The sequence below is a fragment of the Mesorhizobium sp. LSJC285A00 genome (assembly GCF_000503155.1).
In the GTDB taxonomy this organism is placed as follows: Bacteria; Pseudomonadota; Alphaproteobacteria; order Rhizobiales; family Rhizobiaceae; genus Mesorhizobium.
The window spans coordinates 43,651-66,384 of the sequence record NZ_AYVK01000035.1; the positions used below are offsets into that span (position 1 = coordinate 43,651).

21 protein-coding genes and 2 pseudogenes are annotated in these 22,734 nt (G+C 64.4%); 13 read left to right on the plus strand and 10 right to left on the minus strand.

What is annotated here, in order from left to right:
- Positions 1 to 2: 2 nt before the first annotated feature.
- Both X726_RS144870 and X726_RS1000000171900 read right to left on the minus strand, forming a co-directional pair.
- Entirely contained in the window at positions 3 to 1,028 is a 1,026-nt protein-coding gene (locus X726_RS144870) for a LacI family DNA-binding transcriptional regulator (RefSeq protein ID WP_023672155.1), read from the minus strand.
- A gap of 90 nt (positions 1,029 to 1,118) precedes the next feature.
- A pseudogene (locus X726_RS1000000171900) lies at positions 1,119 to 1,296 on the minus strand (ABC transporter permease); the annotation flags it as partial.
- A 68-nt stretch (positions 1,297 to 1,364) separates the two neighbouring features.
- Here X726_RS1000000171900 and X726_RS144865 point away from each other — a divergent pair.
- Together X726_RS144865 and X726_RS144860 are read left to right on the plus strand one after the other, a co-directional pair.
- Positions 1,365 to 2,120 (plus strand): COG4280 domain-containing protein, encoded by a 756-nt coding sequence (locus tag X726_RS144865; protein WP_023672156.1) that lies wholly within the window; start codon positions 1,365 to 1,367, stop codon positions 2,118 to 2,120.
- Entirely contained in the window at positions 2,117 to 2,332 is a 216-nt protein-coding gene (locus X726_RS144860) for a hypothetical protein (protein ID WP_023672157.1), read from the plus strand. Before X726_RS144865 ends, X726_RS144860 begins: the two co-directional genes overlap by 4 nt.
- On the opposite strand, the gene X726_RS144855 is transcribed toward X726_RS144860, so the two are convergent.
- Positions 2,326 to 2,958, minus strand: coding sequence for an isoprenylcysteine carboxylmethyltransferase family protein (locus X726_RS144855; protein WP_023672158.1), 633 nt, complete (start codon positions 2,956 to 2,958; stop codon positions 2,326 to 2,328). The genes X726_RS144860 and X726_RS144855 overlap by 7 nt on opposite strands.
- A 56-nt stretch (positions 2,959 to 3,014) precedes the next feature.
- Here X726_RS144855 and X726_RS1000000171905 point away from each other — a divergent pair.
- The 4 genes and pseudogenes from X726_RS1000000171905 to X726_RS1000000172465 all read left to right on the plus strand — a co-directional run.
- Positions 3,015 to 3,384 (plus strand): annotated as a pseudogene (locus X726_RS1000000171905) (hypothetical protein); the annotation flags it as partial.
- Positions 3,385 to 3,504: 120 nt separating this feature from the next.
- Positions 3,505 to 4,176, plus strand: coding sequence for a winged helix-turn-helix domain-containing protein (locus X726_RS144845; RefSeq protein WP_023672160.1), 672 nt, complete (start codon positions 3,505 to 3,507; stop codon positions 4,174 to 4,176).
- Between the two features lie 56 nt (positions 4,177 to 4,232).
- On the plus strand, positions 4,233 to 5,465 hold the full coding sequence (locus tag X726_RS01000000167360; RefSeq protein ID WP_348626774.1) for a histidine kinase dimerization/phospho-acceptor domain-containing protein: 1,233 nt from the start codon (positions 4,233 to 4,235) through the stop codon (positions 5,463 to 5,465).
- A complete protein-coding gene (locus tag X726_RS1000000172465) occupies positions 5,434 to 5,697 on the plus strand; it encodes a sensor histidine kinase (RefSeq protein ID WP_023702541.1) in 264 nt (87 codons plus the stop codon). The genes X726_RS01000000167360 and X726_RS1000000172465 overlap by 32 nt, the downstream gene beginning before the upstream one ends.
- A 192-nt stretch (positions 5,698 to 5,889) precedes the next feature.
- On the opposite strand, the gene X726_RS144840 is transcribed toward X726_RS1000000172465, so the two are convergent.
- On the minus strand, positions 5,890 to 6,759 hold the full coding sequence (locus tag X726_RS144840) for a helix-turn-helix domain-containing protein (protein ID WP_023672161.1): 870 nt from the start codon (positions 6,757 to 6,759) through the stop codon (positions 5,890 to 5,892).
- A 106-nt stretch (positions 6,760 to 6,865) separates the two neighbouring features.
- Between X726_RS144840 and X726_RS144835 the strand changes: the two genes are divergently transcribed.
- From X726_RS144835 to X726_RS144815, 5 genes are all read left to right on the plus strand, one after another.
- A complete protein-coding gene (locus X726_RS144835; RefSeq protein WP_023672162.1) occupies positions 6,866 to 8,134 on the plus strand; it encodes an ABC transporter substrate-binding protein in 1,269 nt (422 codons plus the stop codon).
- 202 nt (positions 8,135 to 8,336) lie between these two features.
- On the plus strand, positions 8,337 to 9,197 hold the full coding sequence (locus X726_RS144830) for a sugar ABC transporter permease (protein WP_023672163.1): 861 nt from the start codon (positions 8,337 to 8,339) through the stop codon (positions 9,195 to 9,197).
- Entirely contained in the window at positions 9,194 to 10,030 is an 837-nt protein-coding gene (locus X726_RS144825) for a carbohydrate ABC transporter permease (RefSeq protein WP_023672164.1), read from the plus strand. The genes X726_RS144830 and X726_RS144825 overlap by 4 nt, the downstream gene beginning before the upstream one ends.
- Positions 10,031 to 10,043: 13 nt before the next feature.
- Positions 10,044 to 11,123: a sn-glycerol-3-phosphate ABC transporter ATP-binding protein UgpC gene (ugpC, locus tag X726_RS144820; protein ID WP_023672165.1), complete on the plus strand. Its 1,080-nt coding sequence runs from the start codon at positions 10,044 to 10,046 to the stop codon at positions 11,121 to 11,123.
- A 29-nt stretch (positions 11,124 to 11,152) separates the two neighbouring features.
- On the plus strand, positions 11,153 to 13,186 hold the full coding sequence (locus tag X726_RS144815; protein WP_023672166.1) for an aldo/keto reductase: 2,034 nt from the start codon (positions 11,153 to 11,155) through the stop codon (positions 13,184 to 13,186).
- Positions 13,187 to 13,276: 90 nt separating this feature from the next.
- Here the strand turns inward: X726_RS144815 and X726_RS144810 are convergent, their stop codons facing one another.
- Positions 13,277 to 13,705, minus strand: coding sequence for an Lrp/AsnC family transcriptional regulator (locus X726_RS144810; RefSeq protein WP_023672167.1), 429 nt, complete (start codon positions 13,703 to 13,705; stop codon positions 13,277 to 13,279).
- Positions 13,706 to 13,856: 151 nt separating this feature from the next.
- Between X726_RS144810 and X726_RS144805 the strand changes: the two genes are divergently transcribed.
- Positions 13,857 to 14,960 (plus strand): saccharopine dehydrogenase family protein, encoded by a 1,104-nt coding sequence (locus tag X726_RS144805; protein WP_023672168.1) that lies wholly within the window; start codon positions 13,857 to 13,859, stop codon positions 14,958 to 14,960.
- A 160-nt stretch (positions 14,961 to 15,120) separates the two neighbouring features.
- Here X726_RS144805 and lpdA read toward each other — a convergent pair whose 3' ends face one another.
- From lpdA to X726_RS144785, 4 genes are all read right to left on the minus strand, one after another.
- Positions 15,121 to 16,509 carry a dihydrolipoyl dehydrogenase gene (gene lpdA, locus X726_RS144800; RefSeq protein ID WP_023672169.1) on the minus strand — a complete coding sequence of 463 codons (1,389 nt, stop codon included), beginning with the start codon at positions 16,507 to 16,509 and terminating at the stop codon, positions 15,121 to 15,123.
- Between the two features lie 235 nt (positions 16,510 to 16,744).
- Positions 16,745 to 18,148 carry a dihydrolipoamide acetyltransferase family protein gene (locus tag X726_RS144795; protein ID WP_023672170.1) on the minus strand — a complete coding sequence of 468 codons (1,404 nt, stop codon included), beginning with the start codon at positions 18,146 to 18,148 and terminating at the stop codon, positions 16,745 to 16,747.
- Positions 18,149 to 18,150: 2 nt separating this feature from the next.
- A complete protein-coding gene (locus X726_RS144790) occupies positions 18,151 to 19,164 on the minus strand; it encodes an alpha-ketoacid dehydrogenase subunit beta (protein WP_023672171.1) in 1,014 nt (337 codons plus the stop codon).
- Positions 19,165 to 19,166: 2 nt separating this feature from the next.
- Positions 19,167 to 20,399 carry a 3-methyl-2-oxobutanoate dehydrogenase (2-methylpropanoyl-transferring) subunit alpha gene (locus X726_RS144785; RefSeq protein WP_023672172.1) on the minus strand — a complete coding sequence of 411 codons (1,233 nt, stop codon included), beginning with the start codon at positions 20,397 to 20,399 and terminating at the stop codon, positions 19,167 to 19,169.
- A gap of 413 nt (positions 20,400 to 20,812) precedes the next feature.
- Here X726_RS144785 and holA point away from each other — a divergent pair, with 413 nt between their 5' ends.
- Positions 20,813 to 21,856 (plus strand): DNA polymerase III subunit delta, encoded by a 1,044-nt coding sequence (gene holA / locus X726_RS144780; protein ID WP_023672173.1) that lies wholly within the window; start codon positions 20,813 to 20,815, stop codon positions 21,854 to 21,856.
- Positions 21,857 to 22,128: 272 nt separating this feature from the next.
- Here the strand turns inward: holA and X726_RS144775 are convergent.
- A partial coding sequence (locus X726_RS144775; protein ID WP_023672174.1) for a ParB/RepB/Spo0J family partition protein occupies positions 22,129 to 22,734 on the minus strand: 606 nt, incomplete at its 5' end.

The following is a 22,734-nucleotide window of genomic DNA, read 5'->3' on the forward strand; positions in this document are numbered from 1 at the left end:
CTTCAGCCGCGCAACGGCGCGCAGCTCTCCCGTTCGACGAGCACCGGGGTGAGCACTTCGCGGCGCGAATGCGCCGCAGGCTCGGCAACCCGCTCGAGCAGCAGGCTGACGGCGCGGGTGCCGATCTTCTCGACCGGCTGTGCGATCGTCGNCTCGACCGGCTGTGCGATCGTCGTCAGCGGCGGCCATGTGGTGACGGCATAGGGGATGTCGTCGAAGCCGATCATCGACATGTCGCCGGGGACCCGCAATCCGCGCCCGCGCAGCACTGTCAGCGCGCCCATGGCCATCAGATCGTTGCAGGCAAACAGCGCCGTGATCCCCGGCGCCTGCGCCATCAGCCGCTCCATCGCCGTGCGGCCGCCGGCAAAGTGATAGTCGGAATCCACCACCGAGGCCGGCGGCAGGTCGAGGCCGGCTTCCTGCAGCGCCCTGGCGAAGCCGCGCAGGCGGGCGGGGCTGGAGCTGGAATCGCGCGGGCCGCCGATGACGCCGATCTTCTCGTGGCCGAGCCCGGCCAGATAGCGGCCGGCGAGATAGCCGCCATAATCGTGATCGACCAGCACGGAATCGACATTGACCGAATGGATCTCGCGGTCGATCAGCACCGCCGGCACGCCGGGCAGAAGGCTGGAGAACACCCGCGCATGATCGGACGAGCCGGCGAAGATCAGCCCGTCGATCTGCTTGGCCATCAGCACCTGGAGATAGCGCTCCTCCTTCTCGGCGCTGCCGTCGGAGTTGCACAGGATCACCGTATAGCCGGCAAGGAAGCCGGCATCCTCGATCTGGCGCGCCACGCCGGCGAAGAATGGGTTGGAATTGTCCGGCAGCAGCAGGCCGATGGTCTTGGTCTCGCCGCGCCTCAGGCTGCGCGCCAGCGTGTTCGGGCTGTAGCGCAAGGCGGCGATGGCCGAATGCACGCGCTCGGCCGTCTCCGGCTCGACATGGCGCGTGCGGTTCATCACATGCGAGACGGTTGCGACCGACACTCCGGCATGGCGCGCGACATCGGCAATCGTCGTCATTTCTTGTCCCCTAGTGCATGTCGCCCGGAGTGTCCGGCGGATCTGGGAAAATGACATCCATAAAACAAAAACCAAAAAGCGCGACGCGCTTTATCGGATCACCCTCAACAGCTTTTCCCGATAGGCATCCAGAATGACGGCGAGCACAATGACAAGGCCTAGCACGATCGGCTTGAAATTGTCGCCGACACCGAGCAGCTCGTAGCGAACGCCGGCGACCGGGCCACCGATGTTGACGCAACAGATAGACCATGGCGACGATGCCGGCGCGTTCTCCCTTCCGCCGGAGCGCTGTATCCTTCTCAGGCTAGTGATTCCCGCAGACAGGAAACCTTCATGAACGGCCTGACGCCCATACTTTCCACCGTGACCGCCTCGTTCCTTGCCTCCTTCGTCGAAGTGGTCGAGGCCTTCACCATCGTGCTGGCGGTCGGCGTCACCCGCAGCTGGCGGCCAGCGCTGACAGGCGCGGCGCTGGCGCTGGCGGTGCTGGCGGCTCTGGTGCTGGCCTTCGGACCGCTGCTGGCGCTGATTCCCATTGCGGTGCTGCAGTTCGTCGTCGGCGTGCTCCTAGTCCTGTTTGGCATGCGCTGGTTGAGAAAGGCCATTTTGCGCAGTGTCGGCGTCATCGCCCTGCATGACGAGGACGCGGCCTTTTCAAAGGAAACCGCCGCTTTGCAGCAGCAGGCCAATGACCGCCGCGCCGATTATCTGGCCGGGCTCGCGGCCTTCAAGGCGGTGCTGCTCGAAGGTGTCGAGGTGGTGTTCATCGTCATTGCCGTCGGCGCCGCGCATGCACAGACCTTCTATGCCAGCCTTGGCGCGTTGGCAGCCTTCGTCCTGGTAACGATCATCGGCCTTGCGGTGCACAGGCCGCTGGCGCGGGTGCCGGAAAACGCGCTCAAATTCGCCGTCGGCCTGATGTTGACAAGCTTCGGCATTTTCTGGACCGGCGAAGGCCTGGGCACCGACTGGCCGGGCGCCGATCTGGCGCTGCTGGCCATCTTCGCAATCATCGCCGTCGCGTGCTTCGCCATGGTGCGCTGGTTGCGCGCCAGCTACCCCAAGGCTGCAAAAGGAGTTGCTCGATGAACGTCGTCCGCCTCATTCTAAAGGAGCTCGTCGGCATGTTCATCGACGACGGCAGCCTTGCGACGCTGGCGCTGCTGTTGATCGTAGCGATTGCCGCGGCAGTGAAGCTGCTGGCGTTGCCGCCGCTTGCCGGCGGCGTCCTGCTTCTGCCCGGCTGCCTCGTCATCCTGCTCTACAGCGTGCGCCGCGCGGCACGGCGCTCCGGTCAGTAGAGGGTGAAAAACACCGGCAGCATGCCGCTGATCCGCAACTGCTCAATCGTCTCGATGGCCGGGAACAGCGCCAGGAAATAGAGCCCGTCCGTGAATGTCCGCCGCAACGCCTTTGTCGAGAACCGGCGTTCGGCTTGATCGTGAAACAGCAGCGGGTTCGGCCAGAAAGGCGGCGTGCGTTCGGCATAGACGCTGTAGGCGGGGCCGAACTTTCCAAACAGGAACTCGGCTTCCTTGCGCACCGTCACCCGGAACACCAGGTAGCTCACCAGAGCCAGCGCCGCCGCCACCAGCACCGAGCCGTACATCAACCCGACGCCCGCCGCGCCGACCGTGGAAAAGAAGTAGAGCGGGTTCCGGCTCATCGAGAACGGGCCGATGGTGACCAGCTCGTCGTTCTTCCTGCCGCCGACATAGAGAATGCTCCACAGACGGCCAAGGAAGCAGACCAGCACGAAGCCGATGCCCAGCCCCTCGATGTATTCGTGCCCGTCCGAGCCTTCGACGAGAAAGGGCTTGGTGAACAGCAACAGCATGACGGCGAGGGCTGCCGCCACTTGTATGACGAGCAGGCGCTTGTGCTGGTCGAACGCCTTCGCTGCCGGCTTGGGGGGAGCGTAGCTCATCATAGTTCCTGCACTCCGGCAGGGCTCATAGCGCCGGTGTCTCGCCACCCACTAGCGAGACGGCGGCCGACTATCTGGCCGTCAATCTTGGCTTCGGACTGACCGTCACCTCGCTGATCATGACCGGCATCCTTGTCGTCGCGCTGGCGCTGCAATTCGCGCAGAAGCGTTATGTGCCATGCCTATTGGCTGGCGGTGGTGCTGATCAGCGTCGTCGGCACCTTGATCACCGACAATCTGGTCGACAATTTGGGCGTCCGTCTGCAAACCACCACGATTGCCTTGGGCGATGTCCATACTTGGGCAAAGCCGGTATTCATCGTTCTGATCTGCATTCATGCCGGTGCGGCACTCTTCCATCATTTTATTCTGAAAGACGCCGTGCTGCGCAGGATGCTTGTCCCTGCGCGCGATCCGGTCGGATGACACTTATGGACATGTGCAACGACCACGAGCGACCAGGCGCCGGCGGATATTCTAGGAACGGACCGCCGCCGGTGCTAGCATGCCGCTCTGGCAAAGCCTCGGCAACAGACCGGAACAGAGATGCGACTTCTCCTTGTTGAGGATGACCCCAGGACCGCAGACTATGTCGTCAAGGGCCTGAGCGAAGCCGGGCATGTCTGCGATCTGCTGCGCGACGGGCATGACGCGCTGTTTGCCGCGACACGCGACGCCTATGACGTGATCGTAGTCGACCGCATGCTGCCCGGCCTCGACGGCCTGTCGATGATCAAGGCGGTGCGGGCGGCGGGCGTGCGCACGCCGGCGATCTTTCTGACCTCGGTCGGCGGCGTCGACGACAGGGTTGAAGGGCTCGAGGCCGGCGGCGACGACTATCTCGTCAAGCCATTCGCCTTTTCCGAACTGCTCGCCCGCATCAACGCGCTCGGCCGTCGCCCTGCGGTGCAGGAGCTGAAGACGACGCTGCGCATCGCAGACCTCGAAATGGACCTGATCCAGCGCCGCGTCACCAGGCAGGGCCAGGCGATCGACCTGCAGCCGCGCGAATTCAGCCTGCTCGAAGTGCTGATGCGCGGCGAGGGCCGCGTCATCACCCGCACCATGCTTCTGGAACGGGTCTGGGATTTTCACTTCGACCCCAAGACCAGCGTCGTCGAAACCCATATCAGCCGGCTGCGCGCCAAGATCGACAGGCCGTTCGAAACCGCGTTGATCCACACCGTGCGCAACACTGGCTACAGTGTTCACGACTGAGGCGCGGCATGACAGAAACTTGCCATGACTGAAGCTTGCCATGACTGAAACGCACTATGACTGAGACAGGCTCTCGCCTGCTGCGCAGCACGCCGTTTCGGCTGGCCCTGACCTTCGCCTTGCTGTTCGTGCTCGCCTTCATCCTGTCAGGCGCCATCGTCTACCAGCTGATGAGCGCGGATCTTGCCGAGCAGCTCGACCAGTCGGTCAAGGAGACCTATTCGGTCGTGGCGGTGACCTATGCCGGAAACGACCGGGAGGATCTGGTTTCGGCAGTCGACAGCCACGCCGCGCTCAGCCCGAGCAAGGAACAGCTGTTCTCGCTCACCGATCCCGCCGGCAATCGCCTGGCCGGGAATTTCACCGCCGCCGACCTTCCCGATGGCTTTTCGGATTTTGCCGCTTCCCTGCCAGGCGTTGCGCCGGACACTATGTACCGCGCCTGGACCGGTTCGGTCGGGCCCAACAGCCTGACAATCGCCTTCTCGCTCTCCGAAACCGAGGAGCTGGAACGCATCGTTTTGATGAGCTTCGGCTGGGCCACCCTGATCATTTCAGGGCTGGCGGTGGCTGGCGGCGCCTTGCTGGCGTCGCGTGTGCAGCGTCGCCTCGACGGCATTGCCGCCACCATGGACGATGTCTCCAACGGCCGGCTCGACGCCCGCATTCCACTGCTCGGCAATGGCGACGACATTGACGGCGTCTCGCGCCAGGTCAACGCCGCGCTGGAGCGGCTGGCGGCGCTGGTGGACGGCATGCGCCAGGTCAGCGCCGACATCGCGCATGATCTGAAGACGCCGCTCAACCGGCTGCAGATGATTTTGGAAGCTGCGGCCGACAGGACCGCGCAGGGTGAGGCCGTTGCCGATGAGCTGGCGGAGGCACGTGGGGAAAGCCTGCAGATCAACGATACTTTCGATGCGCTGTTGCGTATTGCCCAGATCGAGGCCGGCGCTCGCAAGGCGCGCTTTGTCGATCTCGACCTCACCGGCGTCATCGATGCCATTGCCGAAATCTACGCCGGTGTCGCCGAGGATGACGGCAAGTCGCTGTCGGCCACGATCGTCCACGGCACCCCATGCCTGGTCCACGGCGACCGCGACCTGCTGACGCAATTGTTTGCCAATCTGGTTGAGAACGCGCTGCGGCATTGCCCCGATGGCACGGCAATCCTTCTATCGGTGCGGCGGCAAGGCGACCGCATTCTGGCTNAACGCGCTGCGGCATTGCCCCGATGGCACGGCAATCCTTCTATCGGTGCGGCGGCAAGGCGACCGCATTCTGGCTGAGGTCGCCGACAATGGCCCCGGCATCCCGGCGCAGGAGCGCGAAAAAGTGTTCCAGCGGCTCTACCGGCTGGACTCCAGCCGCACCACGCCCGGCAGCGGCCTGGGCCTCAGCCTTGTGCGGGCCATCGCGGACCTGCATGGTGCAACGATTGCGCTGGAGGATCGCCGGCCTGGGCTGGCGGTAATTGTCGGGTTTCCTCGGGCGGAGGGCACCGGTCCCGGCTTGAAATGACAACGCCAGAGCCAGGTCGACCCCACTCCGTCGAGCGAAGCAGCGACGGAGTGGGGGAAGGCGCTCATGAAACGCGAAGTCGCTGACAACTTTCTCCAAGTTGATGGTCGCATCCGACAAAGGCGGTCGCGATTAGCCTTGCACATGTTTCCACCCGGAACGGCTGCGGGTTGATCAAGATGACCGTCGAACCTATCGCCCCACCGCACCCCGGCGAAAATCCGAGGGCGACATCCCTGCCAGCTTGCGGAAGGATTTGTTGAAGGCGCTGAGCGAGCCGAAGCCTGAATCCATGGCGACGCGCAGCACATTGGCGTCTTCATGCATCAGCAGCGCCTGCGCGTAGCTCAGCCGCAGCAGATTCATATATTCGTTGAGCGTCATGCCGGTCGATTTCTTGAAAATGCTCATGGCGTATTTGGGATGGATGTCGGCCGCCGCCGCGATGTCGACGCAGTCTATGTCGTAGAGGAAATTCTCGGCGATGAAGTCGCACATGCGACCGACATTGCGCAGCGATTGCTGGTCGAACGGGCCGCCGGGTTCCTGGCCGATGGCGGTTTCCGGCACCAGCCGGTAGGGCTCGAAGCGCACCCGCTCCAACCGCAGCAGCAGCTCGTTCACGGCGTGCTCGGTTATCGCCGCATCGCCCGAGCGGAAATAGCGGTTCCAGCGCTCGAAATTGTGATGGTCGGCCTGGTCGGTCGCCGATGTCACCAGCGTGGCGCCGGTCATCAGCCTGTGGCGGACATCCGTCGGCAGATGCAGGCGGAAGAAATGCACCAGCGGCAGATGCGCGCCGGCATAGATGGCGTCGTCGGAGAGATCGTCCATCTGGTGCGGCAGCCCGCCCCAGAACAGGCACATGTCGCCGGCCGACAGCGAGATCTCGTGCTCGTTCATGCGGTAATGCACGCTGCCGCGGACGATGAAATTGACCTCGACCTGGGCATGCCAGTGCGGCTTCAGCATCACCAGCGGATGGTTGTGAAACATCTGCAAAGCCATCGGCAGGCCTTCGACGCTGCTGGCGCCAGGCTGGTAAAACGGCCGTTCCGGCATCTTACTTTCCGCCCATCTTTTATTCCCGTTGTCAGGGACAAGCCTTCCGCGCCGCCTAGTCTAGCCATGCTCGCGAAGAGAGAGCAAATGAAATGGGAGGATTTCAATGCGCACGACACTGATCTGTGCCGCGCTGGCGCTTGGCCTGGGCTCAGGCCCGGCTTTGGCGCAGTCCGGCGAAATCACGATCTGGAGCTGGAATATCGCCGCTTCGTCGCTGAAGGCGACGGTGGCCGGCTTCAACAAGCAGTATCCCGACGTCAAGGTCACCGTTCAGGATCTCGGCAACCAGCCGACCTATGACAAGTCGATCGCCGGCTGTGCGGCCGGCGGCGTCGGCCTGCCCGATATCGTCTCGATCGAAAACGGCGAGGCCGAGAACTACTGGAGCCAGTTCCCCGATTGCTTCGTCGATTTGCACACGCTGGGCTACACCGCCGACGACCAGAAGAAATTCCCGGATTTCAAGCGCACCGAATTGGAGGTCGGCGACAAGGCCTATGCCATGCCGTGGGATTCCGGCCCAGTCGCCGCCTTCTACCGCCGCGACTTCTACGAGAAGGCCGGGGTCGATCCGGCCTCGATCAAGACCTGGGACGATTTCATCGCCGCCGGCAAGAAGGTCCAGGCCGCCAATCCCGGCGTCACCATGACCAATGCCGATTTCAACGGCGACACCGAATTCTTCCGCATGATTTCCAACGAACAGGGCTGCGGCTATTTCGCCGCCGATGGGCAGTCGATCACCGTCAACCAGCCGAAATGCGTCGACACGCTGGCCAAGATCAAGGACATGAAGGACGCCGGCATCATCTCGTCGGCCGACTGGGGCACCAAGATCACCAACAACACCGCCGGCACCGTCGCCACCCAGGTCTATGGCGGCTGGTATGAGGGCACCATCCGCACCGAATCCGCCGGCGAAAACGGCAAATGGGGTGTCTATCTGATGCCGAGCCTGACCGCCGACGGCCCGCGCGCCGCCAATCTCGGAGGCTCGTCGCTCGCCATCACCTCAGCCTCGAAGAACAAGGAGGCCGCCTACGCCTATCTGAAATACACGCTCGAGACCAATGAAGGCCAGATCACCATGCTCAGGGATTTCGGCCTGGTGCCGTCACTGATCTCGGCGCTCGACGATCCCTATGTCTCGCAAGGCCTGCCCTATTGGGGCGGCCAGGCAGTGTGGAAGGACATTCTCGCCACGCTGCCCAAGGTGGTGCCGAGCCGCGGCACGCCGTTCCAGAGCGACGCCGAAATCATCATGCGCGCCGTGCAGACCAAATATCTCGGCGGCGGCTATCCCGATGCCAAGGCCGCCCTCGACGACGCCGCCAGCCAGATCGCTTCGGCGACGGGACTGCCGATCAAGTGACCAAGGCGGTGATGCTGGCGGGCCAGATATAGGGCAATTTGCCGGACTGTTGGCGCTGCCCCTCACCTGCCTGCCGGCATCCTCTCCCCGTATAGTGGCGGGGAAAGGGACGCTCTCGCCCAACAGATCGCCAATTGCCGGCGGCGTCCGCCGGCTAACAACACGCCGGATATCAGCCGGGAAAGAGGAAGGAGGAGGAACCATGCGCTACCAGAACGCCACGGCCTATCGCTTCCTCACGCCTTACCTCCTGATCTTCGCCATCTTCTGGGTGTGGCCGATCATCTCCTCGTTCATGATTTCCTTCCAGGCGACGCGCACGGTGCCCTGGCGCTTTGCGCCGACGTTCAACTGGGGCCGCCTGATCGGCGACCCCGCTTTCTTCAACGCGCTGAAGAACACGCTGCTCATCCTCGTCATCCAGGTGCCGGTGATGATCTCGCTGGCGATCATCATGGCGGTACTGCTGAACTCGCCGCTGCTGAAAGCACGTGGCCTCTACCGCTTTGCCTTCTTCGCTCCGGTGGTGGTCGGCGAGGTCGCCTATTCCGCCGTGTTCCGGCTGATGTTCAACCTGGATTTCGGCATCATCAACAAGCTCCTCGCCGGCGTCGGCCTGGCCAAGATCGACTGGTTCTCCAACGTCACACCGGCCATGGCGCTGATCATGATCGCGGTAACCTGGCGCTGGGCCGGCTACAACGCCATCATCCTGCTCGCCGGCCTGCAGTCGATCCCCGAGGACGTCTATGAAGCAGCGACGCTCGACCGCGTCAGCAAGCTCAAGCAGTTCTTCTACATAACGCTGCCGCTGCTCAAGCCGGTCATCGTGTTTTGCGCCGTGCTGTCGATCATCGGCACCATGCAGCTTTTCACCGAACCGTTCCTGATCACGGAGCGCGGCGGTCCCGGCGGCGGCACCGAGACGCTTGGCCTGCTGCTCTACCGCCAGGGTTTTCGTTCGCTCAATTTCGGCTACGCCTCGGCCGTCGCCTACACCATGGCGGGGCTGGCCATCGCCATCACGCTGGTGCAGCTGTGGCTGACAAGAGAGCCGAAATGAGTTCGCTGTCGCAACGCCGGCTCGGCCGCAGCGTCCTGCTGCATCTGGTCCTGACGCCGCTGGCGGTGATCTGGCTGTTTCCGCTGTGGATGATGGTGGTGTTTTCCACCATGCCCGACAACGGCATTTTCAGCCCCGGCATCGAGCTTCTGCCGCACGGCAATTTCGTCGACAATTTCAACAATCTGCAGCGTGACACCAATTTCGTCGGCGCTATCGGCATTTCGGTGGCGGTTGCGGTGACCTACACCTTCTTCTCGGTGCTGCTGACCTCGATGGCCGGCTGGGCGCTCGCCCGCTATCAGTTCTTCGGCAAGGGCGCGGTGGTGGCGATCATCCTCGGCACCATCACGCTGCCCTATGCCGTGGTGCTGATCCCGCAATTCATCATGGTGGCGCGCGACTTCCAGCTCGCCAACACCTGGATTGCGCTGATCGTGCCACCCTTGTTCAATTCGCTGGGCGTGCTGTTCATGCGCCAGGCTTTCTCGATGATGCCGGCCGACCTTTTCGACGCGGCACGTGTCGAGGGCGTCAAGGAATGGCGTATCTTCCTGTTCGTCGCTTTGCCGCTGGCGCGGCCGATGCTGGCGGCGCTCGCCATCATCCTGTTCCTCGCCTCGTGGAACAATTATCTCTGGCCGCTTTTGATCAACAGCCAGCCCGGCGCGATGACGGCCCCTGTGGCGCTCGGCACGCTGATCGGCCTGACCAAGGTCTCATGGGGCGGCATCATGGCCGGCGCCGTCATGCTGACCGTACCGATGCTGGTCGTCTTCGTGCTGCTGCAGCGCCATTTCATCGCCGGCATCGCCGCCGGTGCCGTCAAGTAGGGACAACAGCGATATGGCGGCAGTCACCCTCACCAATGTCGTAAAACGCTTCGGCGTCTATGAGATCATCCATGGCGCCAACATCGATATCGCCGATGGCGAGTTCGTCGTCTTTGTCGGCCCGTCGGGTTGTGGAAAATCGACGCTGCTCAGGATGATCGCCGGGCTGGAGGATATCAGCGGCGGCGAGATCGCCATTGGCGGCAAGGTGATGAATGATGTCGAGCCGGCCGAGCGCGGCATCGCCATGGTGTTCCAGTCCTACGCGCTCTACCCGCACATGAGCGTGGAGCAGAATCTGAGCTTTGGCCTCAGGATGACCGGCAACCCCAAGGAGGACACCGAGCGGCGGGTGAAGCGGGCCTCCGAAATCCTGCGCATCACAGAGTTGATGGCGCGGCGGCCCAGGCAATTGTCCGGCGGCCAGCGCCAGCGCGTCGCCATTGGCCGCGCTATCGTGCGCGAGCCGCAAGTCTTCCTGTTCGACGAGCCGTTGAGCAATCTCGACGCCGAGCTGCGCGTCCAGATGCGGGTCGAGATCTCGCGCCTGCACAAGGAACTCGGCACAACGATGATCTATGTCACCCACGACCAGACCGAGGCGATGACGCTGGCCGACCGGATCGTCGTGCTGCGCGGTGGCCATGTCGAGCAGATCGGCAGGCCGCTCGATCTCTACGACAATCCCGACAACCAGTTCGTCGCCGGCTTTGTAGGCTCGCCGAAGATGAATTTCATCAAGGGCCGCGTCGTCGGGCGCAACACGAGCAGCGTCACCGTCGAGCTGGTGGGCGAGGAAAAGACCCGCATTATGCAACCGTTGACCGGCGCCGTGCCAGAAACAGGAGCCAAGGTCATTGTCGGCGTGCGGCCCGAACATTTCGGCAATGGCGGCGAAGGCGACGCCGACCTCACAGTCGGCATCGACGTGGTCGAGCATCTCGGCGGCACCAGCTTCATCTATGCCAGGACCGCCCATGGCGAAGACCTGGTGATCCAGCGCGACGCGGCAAAGGTCCCCGACACCCAGGAGATCACCGTGTCCATCCGCAAATCCTATCTGTTCGATGAAAATGGCCAGCGGCTGCGCTGAGCGCTTCCAGCCTTGCAAGGAGAATGACCATGACTGCAACCGCGCCCATCCGCTGGGGGATACTCGGGCCCGGCGACATCGCCAAAGCGTTCGCCCGCGGCGTGGCAGGCTCGCGCACCGGCACGATCGTGGCGCTCGGCGCCCGCAATCCCGGCAAGGCAGGCTTGGCCGAGACGTTTCCCGGCGCCCGCATCCTCGACGGTTACGACGCGCTGCTCGCCGACCCCGAGGTCGATGCCGTCTATATCGCCATCCCGCATCCCGGCCATGCCGAATGGGCAATCAAGGCGGCGGAAGCCGGCAAGCATGTGCTGTGCGAAAAGCCGCTGGCGCTGACCGCCTTCGAGGCCGACGCCATGATCCATGCTGCGCGCAAGGCCGGCACCTTCCTCGGCGAAGCGTTCATGTACCGGCTGCACCCGCAGACGGCGAAGCTGGTGGAACTCATCAAGTCGGGCGTCATCGGCGATGTCAGGCTGATGAAGTCGAGCTTCGGCTTCGCCATGCCGGGCTTCATGCCCGAGCACCGGCTCTACGCCAACGATCTCGCCGGTGGCGGCATTCTCGACGTCGGCGGCTATCCCGTCTCCATGGTGCGGCTGATCGCGGGCGCTGCCACAGGCAAACCCTTCGCCGAGCCGGACAAGGTTGTCGGCACCGCCCATCTCGGCAAGTCCGGCGTCGACGAATGGGCCTCGGCGCTGCTGCATTTTCCCGGTGGAATCGTTGCCGAGGTATCCTGCAGCATCTCGCTCAAACAGGACAATGTCCTGCGCATCCTCGGCACCAAGGGCCGCATCGAGGTGCCGGATTTCTGGTTCGCCGGCGGCGGCAACCGCGATGGCGGCCCTGGCCGGATCGATGTAATTCTCGCCGACGACACGCGCGAGACCATCAGCCTCAACGAAACCCGCCATCTCTATTCCTTTGAGGTCGACGCCGCCGGCGAGGCGATCCTGGCCGGCAAACAGGAATTCGCCTGGCCGGGCATGGGCTGGGCCGACAGTCTCGGCACGCTGCGTGTGCTCGACAAATGGCGCGCTGCCGTAGGGCTCGAATATGAAATCGAAAAGCCGGCTAAGCGAACCAACACCCTTTCGGGCCGGCCGCTGCGCACCGGCGGCACCGCCATCGGCAAGCGCAAGATTCCGGGCCTGTCGAAGCCGGCCTCCGTGGTGGCGCTCGGCTTCGAGGATTTCCGCACCTTCTCGTCGGGCGCAATCCTGCTCGACGCCTTCTTCGAGGCCGGCGGCAATCTGTTCGACACCGGCTATGTCTACGGCGCCGGCTACACCGAAACGCTGCTTGGCCAGTGGCTCAGGAATCGCGGCGTGCGCGAGCAGTCGGTGATCATCGCCAAGGGCGCGCACTCGCCGCTCTGTTATCCCGATGTCATCGGCAAGCAGCTCGCCCAGTCGTTGGACCGGCTGCAGACCGACCATGTCGACCTCTATTTCATGCACCGCGACAACCCCGATGTGCCGGTCGGCGAATTCGTCGATGCGATGGACGCCGAGGTCAAGGCCGGCCGCATCCGTGGCCCGTTCGGCGGCTCGAACTGGACGATGGCGCGCATGGACGAGGCGATTGCCTATGCCGAGCGCACCGGCAAGCAGAAGCCCGGCGTGCTCTCCAACAATTTCTCGCTGGCCGAGATGCTGGAGCCGATCTGGGCCGGCTGCATCACCTCGTCCACCGACGACTGGAAATCCTGGCTGACGAAAAGGCAGATGCCCAACTTCGCCTGGTCGAGCCAGGGCCGCGGCTTCTTCACCGACCGCGCCGGCCGCGACAAGCAGGACAATGAGGAGCTGGTGCGGGTCTGGTATTCCGAGAAAAATTTCGGCCGCCGCGACCGCGCCATCGAGCTGGCGCAGCGCCTGGGCAAAAGTCCGATCCACATCGCGCTCGCCTATGTGCTGGCGCAGCCTTTTCCGTCGGTGCCGTTGATCGGCCCGCGCACGCTGGACGAGTTGGAGGACAGTTTGAAGGCGCTGGATATCAAGCTGTCGGCGGAGGATGTGGCGTGGCTGGATAGCGGGCCGGAAAGGCGGCGGGCTTAGGGAGCAAGCTCAGATTTGGAGGTTGGCGAAAGCCAAGGCGAAGGCTGATCTCCCCCCTTGCGGGGGAGATTAGCGGCTCATGCGTTCCACCTACCGATCGATCCGTGTCGACAAAATAATCGACGACGACGTCCGCTCGACCCCGTCCATCGCCCCGATCTCGTCCAGCAACGCATCCAGATCCCTGATCGACGGCGCGTCGACGATGACGATCATGTCGAAATTGCCGCTCACCGAGTGCAGCGTCCGTACCGGCGGCAGCGCCTGCAGCGCCCGCACCACCTTGTCGGCGAGCTTGGGCGTGACGGTGAGCAGCACATGCGCCCGCACAAGCCCCTGCTCGTAGTCCGGCGCCATCCGCACGCCATAGCCGGTGATGATGCCGCGCTGTTCCAGCCGCTCGATCCGGCTCTGCACCGTCGTGCGCGAAACGCCGAGCTGGCGCGCCAGCTCAGTGGTCGACGCGCGGGCATTGGCGCGCAGCAGGGAAAGCAGTTTTTGTTCGGCGTCACTGAGCATTTCGACGAACCTCGTCGGCGTATCGTTCAAATTGCAGGGTTCATTTCGAACGATCCCACGCTTCCTTTCGACAGGCAAGCTGCGATTCTTGAAGGCATCGCGTCCACCGCGCGGCGGTCTGGGCCAAAGAGTTTTCACGAGGGGCAAGGTCATGAAGAAAATCATCGTCGTCGGCGCCGGCAAGATCGGCTCCACCATTGCAGGCATGCTCGCCGACAGCGGCGACTACCACGTCACCGTTATCGACCGCGCGGCGGCGCAGCTTGCCGCGGCCGAACTTCCCGCCGGCGTCGAGGGGCTGGAGCTCGATATCGCAGCGCCGGGCGCACTCGAGGCCGCCCTTGCCGGCGCCTTCGCCGTGCTGAGCGCCGCCCCCTTCCATTTGACCACGCGCATCGCCGAAGCGGCCGCCGCCACCGGCGTGCACTATCTCGATTTGACCGAGGATGTCGTCTCGACCCGCCGCGTCAAGGAGCTGGCCAAGTCGGGCAACAGCGCCTTCATTCCGCAATGCGGCCTGGCGCCGGGCTTCATCTCGATCGTCGCCAACGATCTCGCCAGCCGCTTCGACACGCTGGAAAGCGTTCGCATGCGCGTCGGCGCGCTGCCGCAATACCCGTCCAATGCGCTGAACTACAATCTGACCTGGAGCACCGACGGCGTCATCAACGAATATTGCGAACCCTGCGAGGCGATCGTCGAGGGCGAGCTGATCGAGGTGCCGCCGCTGGAGGAGCGCGAAGAGTTCTCGCTCGACGGCGTCACCTATGAGGCCTTCAACACCTCTGGCGGTCTCGGCACGCTGGCCGAGACGCTGAAGGGCAAGGTGCGCACGCTGAACTACCGCACCATCCGCTATCCCGGCCACGCGGCGATCATGAAGGCGCTGCTCAACGATCTCGGCCTGCGCCACCGCCGCGACGTGCTGAAGGATATCTTCGAGAGCGCCCTGCCGGCAACGCTGCAGGACGTGGTCATCGTCTTCGTCACCGTCTCGGGCCGCCGCAATGGCCGCCTGCTGCAGGAAACCTACGCCAACAAGATCTATTCGCAGCGCATCGGCAACCAGGTGCGCAGCGCAATCCAGATCACCACCGCGTCCGGCATCTGCGCCGTGCTCGACATGCTGGCCGACGGCACCTTGCCGGCGACCGGTTTCGTCAAGCAGGAAGACATCGCGCTGGATGCGTTTCTCGCCAATCGTTTTGGGCGCGCTTATGCGCAGCACGAGATGGTGAGCCGGCTCGCAAGCTGAGCTACTTCACCCTCCCCCTTGTGGGGAGGGTCGGCGCGCAATCGGAGCGAAGCGGAGATGGCGAGACGGGGTGGGGGTGAGCGCTGACGGTCGGCGAGGACCCCCACCCCGCTCCGCTACGCGGATCGACCCTCCCCACAAGGGGAAGGGTAAGCGCACTTCAAATATGCAGCGCGTGGCCCAGCGCCTTCAGCGCCGCTTCCTGGAAGCCTTCGCCTTGCGTCGGATGCGCATGGATGGTCCCGGCGATATCCTCCAGCCGCGCGCCCATTTCCAGCGCTAGGCCGAACGCCGCCGCCAGTTCCGACACGCCTTGCCCGACCGCCTGGATGCCCAGCACCAGATGGTTGTCCGCGCGGGCGACAACACGAACAAACCCGTCCTCGCCGAGTTTCGTCATCGCCCGGCCGTTGGCGGCGAAGGGGAACTGGCCGATCTTGATTTCGCCTGAAGCCTTCGCCTCCTCCGGCGTTAGCCCTGCCGTCACCAGCTCCGGATCGGTGAAGCAGACGGCCGGGATCGAGCGCTTGTCCCAGCTGCGCTTGTGGCCGGCGACGATCTCGGCCACCATTTCGCCTTGCGCCATCGCCCGGTGCGCCAGCATCGGCTCGCCGGTGACGTCGCCAATGGCATAGATGCCGCGCATCGAGGTGCGGCACTGGTCGTCGATCTTGATGAACTTGCCGGCCATGTCGAGATCGATCTGATCGAGGCCCCAGCCCTCCGTCACCGGCTTGCGGCCGACCGTGACCAGGATCTTGTCTGCCGCGATTTTGGTGCTCTTGCCGTCCGCGGTCTCGACCAGCAGCGCGTCGCCCTTGAGCCCCTCGGCCTTGGCGCCAAGCATCACCTCGACGCCGAGCTGGGCCAGCCGTTTCACCACCGGCCGGGTCAGTTCCGCATCATATTGCGCCAGCACGCGCGGCAGCGCCTCGACCACGGTCACCGCGGCGCCCATTTTGGCGAACGCCATGCCTAGTTCCAGCCCGATATAGCCGCCGCCGACCACGGCGAGCTTTTTCGGCACCTCGCCGAGAGCCAGCGCTTCTGTGGATGAAATCACCGGGCCGCCGAACGGCAGGAACGGCAGTTCCACCGTCGCCGAGCCGGTGGCGATCACAACCGTTTCGGCGCGGATGATCTGGGTGCCGGTCTCGGTCTCGACCGCGACGGTCTTGCCGTCGCGGAACGTCGCCCAGCCATAGACGGTCTTGACCTTGGCCTTCTTCAGTAGCCCGGCAACGCCCCCGGTCAGCCGGCTAACAATGCCGTCCTTCCACGCAACCGTCTTGCCGAGATCGAGCACCGGAGCCGCCACAGAAATGCCGAGCGGACTGCTGCCGCCGGCCATATGCGCGACCTTCTCGAACTCTTCCGCCGCATGGATCATCGCCTTGGACGGGATGCAGCCGACATTGAGACAGGTGCCGCCCGGTTTGCCGGCTTCGACGATCACCGTATCGATGCCGAGCTGGCCGGCACGGATAGCGCAGACGTAGCCGCCGGGCCCGGCGCCGATGACCAGCAGCTTGCAGGAGATTTCTTTCATGGCGTGACCCTTTGATGCGAGGGAATGTTCCGTCGCGATCCTTCGCGCCCCCCTCTGTCCTGCCGGACATCTCCCCCACGAGGGGGGAGATCAGCAGCTTCTTCGCTTCGCTCATTCCTGCAACGATGGAGATTGGCGAAACCCTGCGTGACGTCCAATCTCCCCCCTTGTGGGGGAGATGCCTGGTAAGGCAGAGGGGGGCGCTGTCCCGCCGTCATCTCGGTCGTTCCGCCCCTCAATCCACAAATATCAGCGCTGGCGTCTCAATCAGCGCCTTGATCCGCTGCACAAACACCGCCGCATCCCAGCCGTCGACCACCCGGTGATCGAAGCTCGATGACAGGTTCATCATCTTGCGCGGGATGAACTGGGTGCCGTCCCACACCGGCCGCACCATCATCTTGTTGACGCCGACGATCGCCACCTCAGGATGATTGATGACCGGCGTCGTCGCCACGCCGCCCATGGCGCCGAGCGAGGTGATGGTGATGGTCGATCCCGACAGCTCGTCGCGGCTGGCCGTGCCGGACTTCGCCGCTTCGGCCAGGCGGTTGAGCTCGGCCGCGCAATCCCAGAGGTCGCGCGCCTCGGCGTGCTTGACCACCGGCACCACCAGGCCCGACGGCGTCTGCGCGGCAATGCCGATATGGACGCCGCCATGCTGATGGATGATGCCGGCCTCGTCGTCGAACAGCGCGTTGATGTTGGGCTGGTCGGCAATCGCCTTGACCATCGCCCGCATCAGGAACGGCAGCAGCGTCAGCTTCGGCCTCTCCACACCCTTGCGCTTTTCCTTGTTGAGCGCCGCGCGCAACTCCTCAAGTGCTGTGACGTCGATCTCCTCGACATAGGTGATGTGCGGGATGCGTGACTTCGCCAGCGACATTTTTTCGGCGATCTTGCGCCGCAGTCCGATGACCTTGATATCCTCGACGCTGTCATTGCGCGCCAGACCCGACGCCTTCGCTACCTGCGGTCCGCGTGCCAGGAATGCCTCGATATCTTCGTGGCTGATGCGGCCGGCAGGGCCGGTACCCGACACCTGGCGCAGATCGATCCCCGCCTCCTTCGCCCTGAGCCGGATGGCGGGCGACGCCAGGGGCTTTTCGCCCTCCGGGCGCGGCGCGCCGGAGGGTGCCGCACCTTTAGATGTCGGCGCAGCACCCCCACCCTTAGCCCCTCCCCACAAGGGGGAGGGGGATTCAGTCTCAGCTGCCCGTGCGCTTTTGGCTGCTGGTGCAGGTGCTGGCGACTTGGCGTAGGATTTCGTGGCCGAAACGCCTCCCTCTTGTGGGGGTCCGGAGGACGGGCGAGACCCGTGGCTCGCCCCGGCAGGGGTGGGGGTCGGTGCCGCCGTGGCCTCTGACGATTTCGAGCCTTCCGCGATATTGCCTTCACCCGCCACCTTCAGCCGCACGATGGGCGAGCCGATCGCCACCGTGTCGCCGATCTCGGCGCCCAGCCACAGGATCTCGCCATCGACCGGCGAAGGTATTTCCACAGTGGCCTTGTCGGTCATCACGGCGGCAAGCACCGAGTCTTCGCGCACGAGGTCGCCGACCTTGACGTGCCACTCTACAAGTTCGGCCTCGGCGACGCCTTCGCCGACATCGGGCAGCTTGATGATGTGTTCGCCCATCCCTAGGCTCCCATGGTTTCGAGAAGCGCGCGGCCGACACGGGCCGGCCCCGGGAAATAGTCCCATTCCTGCGCATGCGGGTAGGGCGTGTCCCAACCGGTGACGCGCGCCACCGGCGCTTCCAGATGGTAGAAACAATTTTCCTGCACCAGTGCCGACAGCTCGGCGCCGAAGCCGGAGGTCAGTGTCGCCTCGTGCACGACGACGCAGCGTCCGGTCTTCTTCACCGAAGCGACTATCGCGTCGAGATCGAGCGGCAGCAGGGTCCGCAAATCGATGATCTCGGCATCGATGCCGGTTTCTTCCACGGCCGCCTGCGCGACATAGACCATGGTGCCGTAGGCGAGCACGGTGACGGCCGAGCCCGCCCGGCGGATCGCCGCCTTGCCGAGCGGCACCGTGTAATGGCCGTCGGCGACCTCGCCCAGTTCATGCTTCGACCATGGCGTCACCGGTCGGTCGTGATGGCCATCGAACGGTCCGTTATAGAGCCGCTTCGGCTCCAGAAAAATCACCGGATCGGGATCCTCGATCGCCGCGATCAGCAGCCCCTTGGCATCATGAGGATTGGACGGCACCACCGTCTTCAGCCCCGACACATGGGTGAACAGCGCTTCCGGGCTCTGGCTGTGCGTCTGGCCGCCAAAAATGCCGCCGCCGGTCGGCATGCGGACAACGATCGGGCAGGTGAAATCGCCGTTCGAGCGGTAGCGCAGGCGTGCTGCTTCCTGCGTCAGCTGGTCGTAAGCCGGGTACATGTAGTCGGCAAACTGAATTTCCACGCATGGCTTCAGCCCATAGGCGGCCATGCCGATGGCGGAGCCGACAATGCCGGATTCGTTGATCGGCGCATCGAAGCAGCGGGTCTTGCCGTACTTCGCTTGCAGGCCTGCCGTGCAGCGGAAGACACCCCCGAAGAAGCCGACATCCTCGCCATAGACGATGACGCGTTCGTCGCGCGCCATCGACACGTCCATGGCGTCGCGGATCGCCTCGATCATGGTCCGTCTCGGCATGGTCAGACTCCCGCCTGCTGGCGCTGGCGCCTGAGATGCGGCGGCATCTCGGCAAACACGCCCTCGAACATCTCGCGCGTCGACGGCTTGCCGCCGGCATGCAGCGTGCCGTGGCCTTCAGCTTCCTTCTGCGCCGCGATCACCGTGTCGAGGATTTCGGCTTCCGCCTGGGCATGGCGCTCATCCGACCAGACCCCGCGCAGGATCAGATGGTTCTTCAGCCGCATCACCGGATCACCGAGCGGCCAGGCGTCGGATTCGGTTTTCGGCCGATAGGCAGACGGATCGTCCGAGCTCGAATGCGCGCCGGCACGGTAGGTCACGTATTCGATCAGCGTCGGGCCGAGATTCTGGCGCGCCCGCTCCGCCGCCCATTTGGCCACGGCATGCACGGCGAGATAATCATTGCCGTCGACGCGCAGCGCCGGAATGCCGAAGCCGAGGCCGCGCGCGGCAAAGGTGCCGGAGCCGCCACGCGCAATGCCTTGAAACGTCGAGATCGCCCACTGGTTGTTGACGACGTTGAGGATGACCGGCGCCTTGTAGGTCGAGGCGAACACCAGTGCGGAATGGAAATCGGATTCGGCCGTCGAGCCGTCGCCGATCCACGCCGCCGCGATTTTCGAATCGTTGCTGATAGCGGAAGCCATCGCCCAGCCGACCGCCTGGATGTATTGCGTCGCCAGATTGCCGGAGATCGAGAAGAAGCCATGCTCCTTCGACGAATACATGATCGGCAGCTGCCGCCCTTTGAGCGGATCGGCCTCGTTGGAATAGATCTGGTTCATCATCGTGACCATCGGATAGCCGTCGGCGATGAGCAGGCCGGCCTGCCGATAGGTCGGGAAATTCATGTCGCCTGGCGCCAGCGCCTTGCGGAAAGCGCAGCTCACCGCCTCTTCGCCCAGATGCTGCATGTAGAACGAGGTCTTGCCCTGGCGCTGCGCCATCTGCATGCGCGCATCGAAGCTGCGCAGCGTCATCATGTGGCGCAACCCCTCGAGCAGCTCCTCGTCGGTGAGCAGCCCGGCCCACGGCCCGACCGCCTCACCGGTGCGGTTGAGCACGCGGATGATCGAAAACGCCATGTCGCGGATGGTGCGCGGATCGACATCGATGTCCGGTCGCGGCACCGAGCCGGCCTTGGGGATCGGCACGTTGGAGAAGTCGGGCGTTCCGCCCGGCCGCACTTCCGGCTCCGGCACATGAAACCGCAACATCCCAGCATCGGTCATGACCATCGTCCTCCCATGTTGCCCGGTGGTGGATATTTGCACATCCGCGCGGCCGGCACAGCGCCAATTCATCGGGCCTCGAACCCAACCCGGCATCTCGGCCGTCAAGCGACCGCAAGATGCAGATATGGCGGCGAAATTTCTTGTCGATGTTTTGAGGCGGGGCGCAATTTGGCGCAAGATTGCGGGCGATTGCCGCCAGATACGAGCGCGACTGACCTTCTCCCCTTGTGGGAGAAGGTGGATTGCCGCGAAGCGGCAAGACGGATGAGGGGTGTTCCAGCGGAGTGAGACGTTGGTGCCTTCTGGAACACCCCTCATCCGTCGCCTTCGGCGACACCTTCTCCCACAAGGGGAGAAGGGAAGACCGCTTCTCCGTTCACTCCGCCCTCTCCCCATGCTAACCACCCCTCATGGCACAGAAGAAAGGATACGAGGTCGATTCGTGGCTGGCGAAGCCTGACGCGCGCATATCGATCGTCCTGCTTTACGGACCCGACCGCGGCTTGGTCGCCGAGCGGGCCAAAACCTTTGCCGCGAAAACCGGCCTGCCGCTCGACGATCCGTTTTCCGTCGTACGGCTCGACGGCGCGGAGGTCGATCGCGACCAGGGCCGGCTGCTGGACGAAGCCCGCACCGTGCCGATGTTCTCCGACCGGCGGCTTCTGTGGGTGCGCAACGCCAGCGGCCAGAAGCCGCTGGCTGAGGACGTCAAGGCGCTGACCGCGGAGCCCGCGCGCGACGCCATCATTCTCATCGAGGCCGGCGACCTGAAAAAGGGCGTCGGACTGCGCGCGATCGTCGAGGCCGCCGACACCGCCATGGCGCTGCCTTGCTACGCCGATGAAGCCCGCGACATCGACAGCGTCATCGACGACGAGTTGCGCAAGGCCGGCATGTCGATGGCGCTCGACGCACGCCAGGCGCTGCGCCGCAATCTCGGCGGCGACCGGTTGGCCTCACGCGGCGAGATCGAAAAACTGGTGCTTTATGCCCACGGCCAGAAGGACATCAGCCTCGACGACGTAAGGGCGATGTCCGGCGACGTCTCCGGCGCCTCCTTCGACGACGCGGTCGATGCTGTGCTGGAGGGCAGGATCGGTGACTTCGACACCGCCTTCACCCGCCACTGCCTGTCCGGCGGCCATCCTTTCCTGGTACTGTCCTCGGCGATGCGGCAGCTGCAGCAGCTTCAGGTCATGCGCGGCCAGATGGACACCGCCGGCCGCAACGCCGCCTCGGCAGTGGCCGGCGCCCGTCCGCCGGTGTTTTTCTCGCGGCGCAAGCTGGTGGAGAAGGCGCTGGAGCGCTGGAACGTCGAGGCGCTCAGCCGCGCGCTGAACCGGCTGCAATCTGCCGTGCTGCAGACCAGGCGCAGGCCGGATTTGTCGGAAGCGCTGGCGCGGCAGGCGCTGCTCGCCATTGCGGTGGAGAGCGCGAGGCTGGCGCAGCGGTGATCTCCTCCCTTGAGGGGGAGATGTCGCCAAAGGCGACAGAGGGGGTCGCGGCGCGTGGAGCGCTGGCGCCTTTCGCAACGACAAACGAGGTCGGCGCTTGATGGGAGACGACCCTTCTGGCCTGCCGGCCATCTCCCCCTCAAGGGGGGAGATCAGCAGTTCGATCCCTTCGGCAATCGCCAATAAAAAGAAGGGCCGGCAACCGCCAAGCCCTTTCTTCATCCTAAGCCAGAACTTCATTCGCCGGCTAAATATGGCGCAGCCCCAACCCTCTACCGCTCATCCTTCAACCGCCGGCATAGCTCGTCGAGCTGCTCCAGACTGCGGTAGTCCACGCGGATCGCGCCGCCTTTGCCCTTGTGCTCGATGGTCACGATCATGCCGATCGTGTTGGTCATCAGCCTTTCCAGCGCCAGCGTGTCGGCATCCTTGCCCGATGCGCCGTGTGCTGGTTTTGCCTTGGGCGGCGTGCCGCCCGCCGGCATCTGCGCCAGCGCCTCGGCCTGGCGCACCGAAAGCCCTTCTTCGACGATCTGCTTGGCTAGCCCGGCGGGATCCTGCGCCGTCACCAACGTCCGGGCATGGCCGGCCGACAGCACGCCGTCGACCAGCATGTCGCGGATTACGTCGGGCAGCTTCAACAGCCTGAGCGTGTTGGCGACGTGGCTGCGGCTCTTGCCGATGACATTGCCGAGGTCGGCCTGTGTGTAGCCGTGGTCGTCGATCAACTGCTGGTAGCCGAGCGCCTCCTCGACCGGGTTGAGATCGGTGCGCTGGACGTTTTCTATGATCGCCAGTTCCAGCGCTGTGCGGTCGTTGACGTCGCGCACGATGATCGGGATCTCGGTCAGCCCGGCGCGCTGCGCCGCCCGCCAGCG